General features: G+C 69.1%; 13 protein-coding genes. 10 read left to right on the top strand and 3 right to left on the bottom strand.

Annotated features, from left to right (window positions below; translation table 11 throughout):
* The first annotated feature begins 140 nt into the window (after positions 1-140).
* Entirely contained in the window at positions 141-635 is a 495-nt protein-coding gene (gene secB, locus SGCZBJ_RS24160; protein WP_101720463.1) for a protein-export chaperone SecB, read from the top strand.
* An 81-nt stretch (positions 636-716) separates the two neighbouring features.
* On the opposite strand, the gene SGCZBJ_RS24165 is transcribed toward secB, so the two are convergent.
* Positions 717-1,403, bottom strand: coding sequence for a response regulator transcription factor (locus tag SGCZBJ_RS24165; protein WP_058347127.1), 687 nt, complete (start codon positions 1,401-1,403; stop codon positions 717-719).
* Between the two features lie 67 nt (positions 1,404-1,470).
* Between SGCZBJ_RS24165 and SGCZBJ_RS24170 the strand changes: the two genes are divergently transcribed.
* Positions 1,471-1,992 carry a L,D-transpeptidase family protein gene (locus SGCZBJ_RS24170; protein WP_101720464.1) on the top strand — a complete coding sequence of 174 codons (522 nt, stop codon included), beginning with the start codon at positions 1,471-1,473 and terminating at the stop codon, positions 1,990-1,992.
* Positions 1,993-2,139: 147 nt separating this feature from the next.
* On the opposite strand, the gene SGCZBJ_RS24175 is transcribed toward SGCZBJ_RS24170, so the two are convergent.
* Positions 2,140-2,784, bottom strand: coding sequence for a YggS family pyridoxal phosphate-dependent enzyme (locus SGCZBJ_RS24175; protein ID WP_101720465.1), 645 nt, complete (start codon positions 2,782-2,784; stop codon positions 2,140-2,142).
* Here SGCZBJ_RS24175 and SGCZBJ_RS24180 point away from each other — a divergent pair.
* Positions 2,783-3,409 carry a thiamine phosphate synthase gene (locus SGCZBJ_RS24180; protein WP_101720466.1) on the top strand — a complete coding sequence of 209 codons (627 nt, stop codon included), beginning with the start codon at positions 2,783-2,785 and terminating at the stop codon, positions 3,407-3,409. The two genes, SGCZBJ_RS24175 and SGCZBJ_RS24180, sit on opposite strands and share 2 nt — an antisense overlap.
* 10 nt (positions 3,410-3,419) lie before the next feature.
* On the opposite strand, the gene SGCZBJ_RS24185 is transcribed toward SGCZBJ_RS24180, so the two are convergent.
* Entirely contained in the window at positions 3,420-3,842 is a 423-nt protein-coding gene (locus tag SGCZBJ_RS24185) for an NtrZ family periplasmic regulatory protein (protein ID WP_240621631.1), read from the bottom strand.
* Positions 3,843-4,093: 251 nt separating this feature from the next.
* Here SGCZBJ_RS24185 and SGCZBJ_RS24190 point away from each other — a divergent pair, with 251 nt between their 5' ends.
* The 7 genes from SGCZBJ_RS24190 (at position 4,094) to SGCZBJ_RS24220 (ending at position 12,861) form a co-directional block, all read left to right on the top strand.
* Complete coding sequence (locus SGCZBJ_RS24190; RefSeq protein ID WP_101720468.1) at positions 4,094-4,621, top strand: DUF3576 domain-containing protein; 528 nt, start codon at positions 4,094-4,096, stop codon at positions 4,619-4,621.
* Between the two features lie 214 nt (positions 4,622-4,835).
* Complete coding sequence (gene leuS / locus SGCZBJ_RS24195) at positions 4,836-7,427, top strand: leucine--tRNA ligase (RefSeq protein ID WP_101720469.1); 2,592 nt, start codon at positions 4,836-4,838, stop codon at positions 7,425-7,427.
* Between the two features lie 3 nt (positions 7,428-7,430).
* Positions 7,431-7,925, top strand: coding sequence for an LPS assembly lipoprotein LptE (gene lptE / locus SGCZBJ_RS24200; RefSeq protein ID WP_101720470.1), 495 nt, complete (start codon positions 7,431-7,433; stop codon positions 7,923-7,925).
* A gap of 10 nt (positions 7,926-7,935) precedes the next feature.
* Positions 7,936-8,985 (top strand): DNA polymerase III subunit delta, encoded by a 1,050-nt coding sequence (gene holA / locus SGCZBJ_RS24205; RefSeq protein ID WP_101720654.1) that lies wholly within the window; start codon positions 7,936-7,938, stop codon positions 8,983-8,985.
* A 230-nt stretch (positions 8,986-9,215) separates the two neighbouring features.
* The gene (murJ, locus tag SGCZBJ_RS24210) at positions 9,216-10,853 is read left to right on the top strand and encodes a murein biosynthesis integral membrane protein MurJ (RefSeq protein ID WP_420808195.1); all 1,638 of its coding nucleotides are present in this window, start codon (positions 9,216-9,218) and stop codon (positions 10,851-10,853) included.
* Positions 10,854-11,026: 173 nt separating this feature from the next.
* The gene (gene trpS / locus SGCZBJ_RS24215) at positions 11,027-12,070 is read left to right on the top strand and encodes a tryptophan--tRNA ligase (RefSeq protein ID WP_101720471.1); all 1,044 of its coding nucleotides are present in this window, start codon (positions 11,027-11,029) and stop codon (positions 12,068-12,070) included.
* A gap of 218 nt (positions 12,071-12,288) precedes the next feature.
* Positions 12,289-12,861 carry a NifU family protein gene (locus tag SGCZBJ_RS24220; protein WP_101720656.1) on the top strand — a complete coding sequence of 191 codons (573 nt, stop codon included), beginning with the start codon at positions 12,289-12,291 and terminating at the stop codon, positions 12,859-12,861.
* The last annotated feature ends 52 nt before the right edge of the window (positions 12,862-12,913 follow it).

Here is a 12,913-nt window from a genome sequence, read left to right on the forward strand (position 1 = left end):
ATTGAGACGGCAGCCTTCCTATATAGGCCAAGCGACCGCCCGCGTCAGGCGCCTGACGTTGCACGGCGTTCTCCCGCATGTTAGCAGCGCCGCTCACGCCTAACGGCCGATATGCCGCGCCGAGTATGGAAAAACCCTTCATGACCGATACCAACGGCGCTCCGCCCGCCGCCCAGGACGACAACGAAGCGGCCGCCGCCGGCATCCGCATCGTCGCCCAGTTCGTTCGCGACCTGTCGTTCGAAAACCCGCTCGCGCCGGACTCGCTGCGCGCCTCGGCCACCCAGCCGGCCATCGACATGGGCGTCGAGATGAACGCCCGCGGTCGCGCCGACGGCCTGTTCGAAGTCGACCTGAAGCTGTCGGCCCGCGCCGAGCGCGACGGCCAGGCGGTGTTCCACGTCGAAGTTGTCTATGGCGGCCTGTTCCAGATCGCTGGCGTGCCGGAAGAAGCCCTCGAGCAGGTCCTGCTGATCGAGTGCCCGCGCTTCCTGTTCCCGTTCGCCCGTCGCCTGATCGCCGACGTCACCAGCGAAGGCGGCTTCCCGCCCTTCCTGATCGACCCGATCGACTTCGGCGGCGTCTACGCCGCGCGCAAGGCCCAGGCCGAAGCCGGCCAGGTCGGCAACGCCTGATTTCAGGCTGACGACCCCGAAAACGAAGAAGGCCCGGAGCAGCGATGCTCCGGGCCTTTCTTTTTGGGGTTCCTCAGAGGGCTAAGGCTGAAGCCGGTAGCCGCCCGCCTCGGTGATCAGGATCCGTGCGGTGGCGGGATCGGGCTCGATCTTCTGGCGCAGGCGGTAGACGTGGGTTTCCAGCGTGTGGGTGGTGACGCCGGCGTTGTAGCCCCAGACCTCGGTCAGCAGCTCCTCGCGCGACACCGGCTTGGAGCCGGCGCGGTAGAGGTACTTCAGGATGTTGGTTTCCTTCTCGGTCAGCCGCACCTTCTTCTGCTTGTCGTCGACCAGCAGCTTGGCCGAGGGGCGGAACTCGTAGGGACCGATGCGGAATAGGGCGTCTTCCGAGGCCTCGTAGCTGCGCAGCTGGGCGCGGATGCGGGCCAGGAGCACGCCGAAGCGGAAGGGCTTGGTGACGTAGTCGTTGGCGCCCGATTCCAGGCCCAGGATCGTGTCGCTGTCGCTGGCGGCGGCGGTAAGCATGATCACCGGCGCGGTGACGCCGTTCTTGCGCATCAGCCGGCAGGCCTCGCGGCCGTCCATGTCGGGCAGGTCGACGTCGAGCAGGATCAGGTCGGGCTTGATCTCGCGGGCCTGGCGCACGCCCTCGCCGGCGGTCGGGCACTCGGCCACGGCGAATTCCTCGTGCAGGGCGAGCTGTTCGGCCAGGGCGCCGCGCAGGTCGTCGTCGTCGTCGATGAGAAGCAGGGTCTTGCGTTGCGCCATGAGGCGGAACATGACCGCTACGAGGCCCGGCGCCAAGGGGCGCGGGCTTGCGGGAGCGGGGTTTGCAATGATCTTCCAGGCGCGTTCCGCCCAAAACGGCGCGACCATCGACCTCGGCGACGGCCGGATCGTGCGCTGCGCCCTGGGCAAGGCCGGCGTCATCGCCGCCGCCGACAAGCGCGAGGGCGACAACAGGAGCCCCCTGGGAACCTGGGCGATCCGCCAGGTGCTCTACCGCCCCGACGTCTATCCGGACGGCCCGAAGACGGTCCTGCCGACTGCGCCGATCGCCCCCGACGACGGCTGGTGCGACGCGCCCGGCGATCCGAACTACAACCGCCCGGTCAAGCTGCCGTATCAGGCCAGCGCCGAGCGCATGTGGCGCGACGATCCCGTCTACGACCTGGTGGGGATCCTCGCCCATAACGACGACCCGCCGGTTCCGGGCCTGGGCTCGGCGATCTTCCTGCACCTGGCGCGCGAGGGTTATCCCGGCACCGAGGGCTGCGTGGCCCTGGCGCGGGCGGATATCGAGGCGCTGCTCGCGAAGGCCGCGCCGGGGGACGCGATCGGGATCGCGGAGGGGTGAGGCCTTTGAGGCGCTCCCCCTGAAGGGCGAGCTGTCGCGGAGGGACTGAGGGGGAAGCGAGAGATGACTGGCCGGCATCGCGGCAGCTGAAAACGGCCCCCTCCGGCCCTCTGGGCCACCTCCCCCAGAGGGGGGAGGATTCTGGGATCACCGCGCCCCGAACAGCGCCGAACCCACCCGCACCGAGGTTGCGCCACACGCGATCGCCGTCTCGAAGTCGTCGCTCATGCCCATCGACAGCTTCGCAAGCCCGTTGCGGGCGGCGATGTCGGCGAGCATCCGGAAATGCGGCACGGGGTCGTCTTCGGCCGGCGGGATGCACATCAGGCCTTCCACGGAGAGCCCGTAGACGCCCCGGCAGGCGGCGATAAAGGCGTCGGCCTCGACCGGCGTCACGCCGGCCTTCTGCGGCTCCTCGCCCGTATTGACCTGGACGTAGAGGCGCGGGGCCGTCCCCTGCGCCTGGACCTCGTCGGCCAGCACCCGGGCCAGCTTCTCGCGGTCGAGCGTCTCGATGACGTCGAAGAAGGCCACGGCGTCGCGGGCCTTGTTGGTCTGCAGCGGCCCGATCAGCCGCAGCTCGATCTGCTCGCGCAGCGGCGTCCAGCGCTCCCTGGCCTCCTGCACGCGGTTCTCGCCGAAAACCCGCTGGCCCCCGTCGAACACAGGGGCGATATGGTCCCACGGCTGTAGCTTCGACACCGCCACCAGCTGGACGGCGTCGGCGGGCCGGCCGGCCGCGAGGGCGGCGGCGGCGATGCGGGATCGGATGGCGTTCAGGGCTTGCGACATGTCGGACCAGGAAACAGGCAGTCTGGAAATCCTCTCTAGAACGGCCGCGCGGCTTCGCCCATGGGTCTGGCCGGGCGATCCCCTGCCGCGCCTGTTGTTTTTCACCGATCCGGTGCGGGTTCCCGATCCGGAAGCCGTCGCCGAGCGCCTGCCGGCGGGCGCGGGGATCGTCTATCGGCCTTTCGATGCGCCGGACGCCATCGAGCGCGGCCTGCGCCTAGCGGCGATCGCCCGTGCGGGCGGCTTGCTGCTGTTGGCGGGCGCGGATCCGGCCCTGGCGCAGGCGATCGGCGCGCAAGGCGTGCATCTGCCTCAGCGCCTCGCGGACAGCGCGGCCTATATTCGCAGGGGCCATCCCTCATGGCGGATCACGGCGGCGGCGCACGACGCCCCGGCCGTGCGGGCGGCGCAGCAGGCCGGAGCCGAGGCGGTGGTGGTCTCGCCGGTGTTACCCAGCAACAGCCCCTCGGCCGGCGCGCCGCTGGGCGTCGCGGGCCTGGCGGCGATCACGGCGAGCGCGGCCCTGCCGGTCTACGCCCTGGGCGGCGTCAACGCGAAAACCGCCGGCGCGCTGGTCGGCGCGGGCGTCTACGGCTTGGCGGGAGTCGAAGGGTTCGGCGCCTGAGCGCCGAAGATCAGAACTTGAAGGCCGTTTCCAGCTTCACGCGCGGCGCGGGCTCGCGGGTTTCGTTCTTGCGGGCGGCGGCCACGGGGTTGTTCTCGCCCAGGGCCACGGCGCCGCCGACGCGGATCGACGGCGTGACCTTGTAGTAGGCCCCGGCCTGGACGTCCTTCAGCTCCATCTCGCGGCCCACGGGCTGGTCGAGGTCGAGCTTGAGGCCCCACTTGCCCTTGCGGGCGTCGAATTCGAGGGTCTTCTTGGGGTTCTGCGGGCTGAACGGCGCGCCTTGCGAGGCGGTGAAGTCGTTCTTGACGGTGAAGTCGGCGGTGGCCGGCGCGGTACGGGTCTTGGTCTGGGCATGAGCCAGCGAAGCCGATCCCGTGAGGATCAGCGCGGCGGCGCCCGCCAAGACGAATTGCGTCGCGACCTTCGTCACTCGACACCCATTCCCCAAAATAACCCCTGCCCGAACCTCATATAGGTACGGACACCCTGAAAGCCGAATAAAGGCCTTGGTACAACGCGGTCAACAGGGCTTGGATCACGCTGATCGTCGCAGGTTACGATTCAAGCGGCGCCTGTGGCGGTCATGTCACGCGATTCCTGTTTTGACGCGGCGCGGCCATGCTATAGACGCGTTCCGGCTGCGGGGGCGCGCCTGGGCTGCGCGCACGCGCCGGCAGATTTTTGGAGCGAGGTACTATGGCGTTTGAGCGTGGGTCCATGTTGCGCGGCGTCGCCGCCGGCGTGCTGGCGCTGTCGGTTCTCGGCGTGGGCGCGTGCAGCAGCAACAAGCCGCCCAAGACCTTCACCAGCCAGAGCGAAGAGTCCGGTTTCCAGCCCTTCGGCCTGTTCAAGAAGAGCCCCAAGGCCGCCACGAGCGAAGGCTCGATCGGCGTCAACGGCTTCCTGTGGCGCGCGTCGCTGGACACCCTGGCCTTCATGCCGCTGGCCTCGGCCGACCCGTACGGCGGCGTGATCGTCACCGACTGGTACATCAATCCGGAAAAGCCCGACGAGCGCTTCAAGGCCACTGTCTACATCCTGGACACCCGCCTGCGCGCCGACGGCCTGAACGTCACGATCTTCAAGCAGGCCAAGGACGCCTCGGGCGCCTGGGTCGACACGGCCGCCTCCGACCAGACGGCGACCGACATCGAGAACGCCATCCTGACCCGCGCGCGTCAGCTTCGCCTCTCGAACATCCGGAACTAAGGGCTCTTTTAAAGTCCCGAAGGATCCGCGCGGGAGCCCCTCGTCTGGCGACAAGGGGCTCCCGTTCGCATATTTAGGCGCGCCCCGGCCGCGAAACCGCTTATGAGCATTGCGGAACGCGTCCATTTTGTTGGAGCGCGCCTGGGCGGGTTAACCGCCCACACTTAACCCTGGCGCGCTCTCGCGCATCGACCGCAAGCACTGTCTGGTTTCCATGGCCCGCTACAATCCCAAAGACACCGAGCCGAAGTGGCGCGCCGCCTGGGCGAACGCCAACACCTTCCTGACGCCGATCGCCCCCGACGCGCGTCCGAAGTACTACGTGCTCGAGATGTTCCCCTATCCATCGGGGCGCATCCACATGGGCCATGTGCGCAACTACGCCATGGGCGACGTCGTGGCCCGCTACAAGCGCGCCCAGGGCTTCAACGTGCTGCACCCGATGGGCTGGGACGCTTTTGGCATGCCCGCCGAGAACGCGGCCATGGAGCGCGGCGTCCACCCCAAGGGCTGGACCTACGACAACATCGCCTCGATGCGCGAGCAGCTGAAGGCCCTGGGCCTGTCGGTCGACTGGTCGCGCGAATTCGCCACCTGCGACCCGGAATACTACGGCAAGCAGCAGGCCTGGTTCCTGCGCCTGCTGAAGCGCGGCCTGGTCTACCGCAAGGAAGCCTCGGTCAACTGGGATCCGGTCGACATGACCGTGCTGGCCAACGAGCAGGTCATCGACGGCAAGGGCTGGCGCTCGGGCGCGACGGTCGAGAAGCGCAAGCTGACCCAGTGGTTCCTGCGCATCACCGACTACGCCGACGCCCTGATCGACGGCCTGAAGACCCTGGATCGCTGGCCCGAGAAGGTCCGCATCATGCAGGAGAACTGGATCGGCCGGTCCACGGGCCTGCGCTTCAAGTTCCAGTTCGACGGCGAGGCGCCGGACGGCCTGGCCGAGGGCCTGGAAGTCTACACCACCCGTCCCGACACCCTGTTCGGCGCCAGCTTCGTGGGCATCGCCCCCGAGCACCCGCTGGCCGAGCAGCTGGCGGTCGAGAACCCCGACCTGCAGGCGTTCATCGCCGAGTGCCGCAAGGGCGGCACCTCGGAGGCCGATATCGAGGGCGCCGAGAAGCTGGGTCGCGACACCGGCCTGCGCGTGAAGCACCCGCTGGACCCGTCGATCACCCTGCCGGTGTGGATCGCCAACTTCATCCTGATGGACTACGGCACAGGCGCGATCTTCGCCTGCCCGGCCCACGATCAGCGCGACCTGGACTTCGCCCGCAAGTACGACCTGCCGGTGCTGCCGGTGGTGCTGCCCAACGGCGAGGATCCGGCGACCTTCACGGTCGGCAAGGAGGCCTATGTCGGCCCCGGCAGGATCTTCAACTCCGAGTTCCTGGACGGGATGGAGGTCGAGGCCGCCAAGACCGAGGCCGTCTCGCGGATCGAAGCCGCCGGCCAGGGCCAGGGCGCGACCGTCTATCGCCTGCGCGACTGGGGCGTTAGCCGCCAGCGCTACTGGGGCTGCCCGATCCCGGTCATCCACTGCGAGGCCTGCGGCCCGGTGGCCGTGCCGGAAGACCAGCTGCCGGTCACCCTGCCCGAGGACGTCACCTTCGATCCCAACAAGCCGGGCAACCCTCTGGTGCGGCACCCGACCTGGAAGCACGTCAATTGCCCGTCGTGCGGCGCCCCGGCCGAGCGCGAGACCGACACGCTGGACACCTTCGTCGACAGCAGCTGGTACTTCGCCCGCTTCACCGACCCGACTGCGGCCGAGCCGATCGACAAGGCCTGCGCCGACCACTGGATGCCGGTCGACCAGTATATCGGCGGCGTCGAGCACGCCGTGCTGCACCTGCTGTACGCCCGCTTCATCACCAAGGCGCTGAAGGACGAGGGTCTGCTGTCGGTGGACGAGCCGTTCGCGGGCCTGTTCACCCAAGGCATGGTCACCCACGAGGCCTACAAGGACGAGGCCGGCGACTGGGTCGAGCCGTCGGACGTGGTGATCACGGCCGAAGGCAACGTCCGCACCGCCAAGCACGCCAAGACCGGCGCGCCGATCGTCATCGGCGACATCGAGAAGATGTCGAAGTCCAAGAAGAACGTCGTCGCGCCCGAAGACATCTTCGAGGCCTACGGCGTCGACGCCGCGCGCCTGTTCGTGATGAGCGACAGCCCGCCCGAGCGCGACGTGCAGTGGAGCAATTCGGGCGTCGAGGGCTCGTGGCGCTTCACCCACCGCCTGTGGAACGAGTTCGACAGCCAGCCGGCCGGCGACTTCGCCCACGACGACGCCGACGAGACGGCCCTGGCCCTGCGCAAGGCGGCCCACAAGCTGATCGGCTTCGTCACCGACAGCATCGAGGGCTTCCGCTTCAACAGCGGCGTGGCGCGCCTGTACGAGTTCCTGAACGCCCTGAAGGCCGCTCCGGCTGAAGGCGGCTCGAACGCCGTGCTGGCCGCCCGCGTCGAGGCGCTGGACATCCTGGCCCGCCTGGTGGCGCCGTTCACGCCTCACCTGGCCGAGGAGGCCTGGGCGCGCCTGGGTCGCACCGGCATGGTGGTCGATGCGCCGTGGCCCAAGGCCGATCCGGCCCTGGCCGCCGACGACGAGCGCGTGCTGCCGATCCAGATCAACGGCAAGCGCCGCGGCGAGATCAAGGTCAAGGCCGGCGCCCCGGACGACGAGGTGCAGAAAATCGCTCTGGCGGATCCCGCCGTCATGGCCCACCTTGAGGGCGTCACGGTCCGCAAGGTGATCGTGGTCAAAGACCGCATCGTCAACATCGTGGCGAACTGATCCATGAAGCGTCTCCTGGCGGCCGCCGCCCTTCTCTCGTCCCTGGCCCTGTCGGCCTGCGGCTTCACGCCGCTCTATGGCCAGCAGGGCGTCACGGGCGGCCTGGGCGCGATCGAGGTGGTCGCGGCCGAGGGCCGCGCCGGCTACATGCTGCGCGAGCAGCTGGAAGACGCGCTGGCGCGTAACCCCAACGTGCTGGCCTCGCACCGCCTGACCTACAAGGTCGAGGAGAAGCGCTACGCCCGCGGCGTGCGCGTCGACAACGTGGCCAACCGCTACGAGCTCAACATGAAGGTCGAGTGGAAGCTCACCGACACGACGACGGGCTCGGACGTGCGCAAGGGAACGACGACGGCGGTGGTCACCTACGACTCCGCCGACCAGCCCTACGCCGCCATCGCCGCCCAGCAGGACGGCCAGGAACGCGCCGCCGCCGAAGTGGCCCGCAAGATCCAGCTGGAACTGGCCGCCTGGCTGGCCGGCAAGGCGCCCGCCTGATCACGTGGCCATTCTTTCCAAGCGGCAGGAGGTCGAGCGGTTCCTGAAGGAGCCGACGCCCGATATCCGCGCCGTCGTCATCTACGGCAAGGACCGCGGCGTGGTGCGCGACCGCGCCACCCAGCTCGCCCACAAGGTGGTCGAGCGGCCTGACGACCCCTTCGACACCGCCCTCCTCACCGAGGGCGACCTCGACAGCCAGCCGGGCCGTCTGGAAGACGAGCTGGCCGCCCTGTCGATGATGGGCGGCAAGCGCCTGGTGCGCCTGCGGCTGATGGGCGAGAAGGCCGGTCCCGACAAGCAGGCCGCTGAAGCCCTGACCGCCCATGTCGAGGGGCGGCTGAACCCCGAAGCCTTCTTCCTGGTCGAGGCCGGGGCCCTGGGCCGCGACTCCACCCTGCGCAAGACGGCCGAGAAGGCCGGCGGCTGCTACGTCATCCCCTGCTACGAGGACGAGGTCGGCGACATGGCGCGCCTGACCCGCGACGCCCTCTCGCGCGATGGCGTCAGCCTGAACGGCGAGGCGCTGGACCTGTTCGTTAACCGCCTGCCCAAGGAGCGCGGCGTCGCCCGCGCCGAGATCGAGCGGCTGGCCCTCTATCTGGGTCCGAACAGCGGCATCGTCGCCACGCCCGCCGACCTGACCGACTTCCTCGGCGTCGAGCCCGAGGCCTCGCTCAGCGACGCGGCGGCGGACGCTTTCGGCGGCAAGATCGCCGCGGCCCAGGCGGGCCTGCGTCGCGCCGCCCAGGAAGGCGAGGGCGGCCCGGCCGCCGTGCGGGCCATGGGCTACTATCTGGGACGCCTGCGCCGCACCCTGACCCTGCACAAGAACGGTGTCGACCTGGGCGCTGCGGCCAAGGCCTCGGGCGTGTTCTGGAAGACCGAACGCGAGTTCCTGCGCCAGGCCCGCGCCTGGACGCTCGAACATCTTCTGACGGTGCAGCAGGACATCCTGATCGCCGACAAGGCCTGCAAGACCTCCGGGTCTCCCGACCAGTTGATCGCTGAGCGCCTGGCGCTTCAGATCGCGGGGCGGGCGAGGCGGCTGGGGCTGTAGGGGGCTAAGATCCTCCCCCTCTGGGGGAGGTGGCCCAGAGGGCCGGAGGGGGGACGTTCTCAGCTTTCGAAGCGTCGGAAGTTTATCATCGACTCCCCCCACCGATCGCTGCGCGATCGCCTCCCCCACAGGGGGAGGTTCTCAGACCTCCAATGCACTTTCCGTCAAACCTCGGTGCAGGCCGCGCGCCCCCGCTTGACGCCCTCACGCGCAGCGCCCAGAAGCCGGACGTGACCGACACCTCCGCCGCGCCCGAACCGACGTCCGCTCCGCCCGCCAAGAAGGGCGGAGGCCTGCTCAAGTCGTCGATGATCTATTCCGGCCTGACCCTGGTCAGCCGGCTGATGGGCTTCGTGCGCGACCTGGCGATCTCCTATCGCATGGGGGCCAGCGCCACGCCGGCCGCCGACGCCTTCAACACGGCCCTGGCCTTCCCCAACCTCTTCCGCCGCTTCTTCGCCGAGGGCGCCTTCGCGGCCGCCTTCGTGCCGGCCTACGCCAAGTCGCTGCAGGAGGACGGCGAGGACAAGGCCGACGTCATGGCCGCCGACGCCATGGCCACCCTGGCGGCGGCCACCATCATCATCACCGTGATATGCCAACTGGCCATGCCCTGGCTGATGATGCTGATCAGCCCCGGCTTCGCCGCCGATCCGGCCAAGTACAAGCTGGCCGTGCTGCTGACCCAGATCACCATGCCGTACCTGCCGTGCATGGCCATCGTGGCGCACCTGTCGGGCGTGCTGAACGCCCGTGACAAGTTCATCCTGTCGGCGGGCGCGCCGGTGCTGCTGAACATCGCCACCCTGATCTTCATCCTGCCGCAGGCCGACGCCGTTTCGGCCGCCACCTGGGGCTCGGTGGGCGTGATCGTCGCCGGCGTCGCCCAGGCGGCCCTTCTGGTCTGGGGCGTCAACAAGTCCGGCGCCAAGGTCCACTGGCGGCTGCCGCGCCTGACGCCCGAGGTGAAGGCCCTGATCAGCAAGGCCATCCCCGGCGCCCTGGCGGCCAGCGCCACCCAGGTCAACATCTTCATCTCCGGCAACCTGGCCAGCCACGTTCCCGGCGGCCGCACCTGGCTGGCCACCGCCGACCGCCTCTACCAGCTGCCTCTGGGCCTGGTGGGCGTGGCCATTGGCGTCGCCCTCCTGCCCCGCCTGGCGCGTGCGGTGAACACCGGCGACGGCGACGACGCCCAGAGCGCCATGGACCAGGCCATCGCCCTGGCGCTGGCGTTCACCTTGCCGGCCGCGGCGGCCCTGGTGGCCATGCCCGGCTTCCTGTCGGACGGCCTTTATACGCGCGGCGAGTTCACCGCCTTCGACGCCAGCCAGACGGCCTCGGCGCTGTTCTTCTACGGCCTGGGCACCCCGGCCTTCGTGTTGCAGCAGCTCTATTCGCGAGCTTTTTTCGCGCGCGGCGACACCAAGATGCCGATGCGTTTCGCCCTGATCTCGGTGGCGGTGAACATCGCCTTCGGCATCGTGCTGTTCAACCTGGTGGGCGTGAAGGGCATCGCCGCGGCGACCGCCATCGCCTCGTGGCTCAATGTCGGCCAGATGGCCTTCACCCTCTGGCGCAAGGGCCACTACGGCCCGTCGGGGCAGACCTGGTCTCGGGTGACCCGGATCCTGCTGGCCAGCGTCGGCATGGGCCTTGTCCTGGCCGCGGCCTCGCACTGGCGGCCGCTGATCGAGGCGCCGCTGGAGGCGCTGGGCCTGCGCGGCCATGTGATCGGCGCCAAGGAAGTGGCCCTTGTCCTGACCGTTCTGGTCGGCGGCGGCCTTTATTTCCCGCTGCTGTTCCTGTTCGGCGGCGTCAAGCCGAGCGAACTGAAGGCCGCCCTGCGGCGCGGCAAAGCAACCTAGAGCCTTGTCCGGCGCGCGCGGGGACGGTAACGAGCATGCCCATGGCTCCGATCGGTTCCCTCGCGCCGCGATGGCGCAGCTTCCGCTGAACTCGATCGCCGCGTCCTCGGACGCGGCCCGCGCCCCCGTGCGCGCCGCCATTCTGACCGTTTCCGACATCCAAGGCTGAAGCCATGACCGACCAAGCTCCCGTTCCGTACGCGGGTCCCAAGCGCATCCTGTCCGGGATCCAGGCCTCCGGCGCTCTGCACCTGGGCAACTATCTCGGCGCCCTCAAGCGCTTCGTCGACATCCAGGACGAAGAGCCCTTCATCTTCGTCGCCGACATGCACGCCATCACTGTCTGGCAGGACCCGGCCGTGCTGGCCCAGCAGACCCGCGAGATCGCCTGCGCCTACATCGCCGCGGGTCTGGATCCCAAGAAGGCGACGATCTTCCCGCAGTCGGCCGTGCCGGCCCATGCGGAACTGGCCTGGATCTTCAACTGCGTGGCGCGCCTGGGCTGGCTCGACCGCATGACCCAGTTCAAGGAAAAGAGCGGCAAGCACAAGGAGCGCAGCTCGGTGGGCCTCTACACCTACCCGGTGCTGCAGGCGGCCGACATCCTGCTCTACAAGGCCACCCACGTGCCGGTGGGCGAGGACCAGAAGCAGCACCTGGAACTGACCCGCGACATCGCCCAGAAGTTCAACAACGACTTCGGCGCCCCGGGCGGCCAGCCGGCCTTCTTCCCGGTCACCGAGCCGGTGATCGAGGGCCCGGCGACCCGCGTCATGAGCCTGCGCGACGGCACGGCCAAGATGAGCAAGTCCGATCCGTCGGACGCCTCGCGCATCAACCTGATGGACGACGCCGACGCCATCGCCGCCAAGATCCGCAAGGCCAAGACCGATCCCGAGCCGCTGCCGGAAACCATCGAAGGCCTGGCCGAGCGTCCGGAAGCCCGCAATCTCGTGGACATCTACGCGGCGCTTTCGAGCAGCACCCGCGCCGAGGTCATCGAGGAGTTCGGCGGCAAGGGCTTCGGCACGTTCAAGCCGGCCCTGGCCGAGCTTGCGGTCGAGGTCATGAGCCCGATCGGCGCGCGCATGCGCGAACTGACCGGCGATCCCGCCCAGATCGACGCCATCCTCAAGGACGGCGCCGAGCGCGCCCGCGCCGTGGCCGACCCGGTCGTGGCCGAGACCAAGAAGCTCGTCGGTTTCTGGGGGGCCTAGAAAACCCTTCTCCCATAGGGAGAAGGAGGGGCCCGCGCCGCAGGTGTGGGAGGATGAGGGATTAAGGCGTCGGCCGGCGGGCCGGTACGATCCTGGGGCAATTGGTGAGGGCGAAACCCCTCACCCTCCCACCGCTGTGCGGCGAGCCCCTCCCTCTCCCTCCGGGAGAGGTTCTTCAGGGCCTTGCCCTCCGCCCTCGCAAGGGCCACATGTCCGGCATGTTCATCCAGACCGAAACCACGCCCAATCCCGACGTGCTGAAGTTCCTCCCCGGCCGCGAGGTCCTGGTGGACGGCGCGCGGGAGTTCCGCACCCCCGAGGAGGGCGAGGCCTCGCCGCTGGCCGACGCCCTGTTCCGCCTCGGCGACGTGACGCGGGTGTTCTTCGGTCCGGACTTCCTGACGGTGACCAAGGGCGAGGACGCCCAGTGGCCGCACCTGAAGGCGCCGATCCTGGCGGCGATCATGGATCACTTCACCAGCGGCCGCCCGCTGCTGCTGAGCGAGGAGGCCGCCGGCGGCCACGACGAGGACGGCGTCTACGACGAGGAGACCGCCCAGATCGTCTCCGAGATCAAGGAACTGCTCGACACCCGCATCCGTCCGGCCGTGGCCCAGGACGGCGGCGACATCGTCTTCAGCCGCTTCGAGCCGGCCACGGGCGTTGTCTGGCTGCACATGCGCGGCGCCTGCTCGGGCTGCCCGTCCTCGTCGGCGACGCTGAAGTCGGGCGTCGAGAACATGCTCAAGCACTATGTGCCGGAAGTGACCCGGGTCGAGCAGACGCTCTGAAGCGACCGCCCTCGTCCTTCGACAGGCTCAGGAAGAGGGCTCTTGCCGGAGT

The sequence above is a fragment of the Caulobacter zeae genome (assembly GCF_002858925.1).
Taxonomy (GTDB): domain Bacteria; phylum Pseudomonadota; class Alphaproteobacteria; order Caulobacterales; family Caulobacteraceae; genus Caulobacter; species Caulobacter zeae.

Bases quoted from the DNA above. Each gene is read 5' to 3' on its own strand.
- secB (WP_101720463.1), top strand. From the start codon at position 141: ATGACCGATACCAACGGCGCTCCGCCCGCCGCCCAGGACGACAACGAA.
- SGCZBJ_RS24165 (WP_058347127.1), bottom strand. From the start codon at position 1,403: ATGGCGCAACGCAAGACCCTGCTTCTCATCGACGACGACGACGACCTG.
- SGCZBJ_RS24170 (WP_101720464.1), top strand. From the start codon at position 1,471: ATGATCTTCCAGGCGCGTTCCGCCCAAAACGGCGCGACCATCGACCTC.
- SGCZBJ_RS24180 (WP_101720466.1), top strand. From the start codon at position 2,783: ATGTCGGACCAGGAAACAGGCAGTCTGGAAATCCTCTCTAGAACGGCC.
- SGCZBJ_RS24175 (WP_101720465.1), bottom strand. From the start codon at position 2,784: ATGTCGCAAGCCCTGAACGCCATCCGATCCCGCATCGCCGCCGCCGCC.
- leuS (WP_101720469.1), top strand. From the start codon at position 4,836: ATGGCCCGCTACAATCCCAAAGACACCGAGCCGAAGTGGCGCGCCGCC.
- lptE (WP_101720470.1), top strand. From the start codon at position 7,431: ATGAAGCGTCTCCTGGCGGCCGCCGCCCTTCTCTCGTCCCTGGCCCTG.
- trpS (WP_101720471.1), top strand. From the start codon at position 11,027: ATGACCGACCAAGCTCCCGTTCCGTACGCGGGTCCCAAGCGCATCCTG.
- SGCZBJ_RS24220 (WP_101720656.1), top strand. From the start codon at position 12,289: ATGTTCATCCAGACCGAAACCACGCCCAATCCCGACGTGCTGAAGTTC.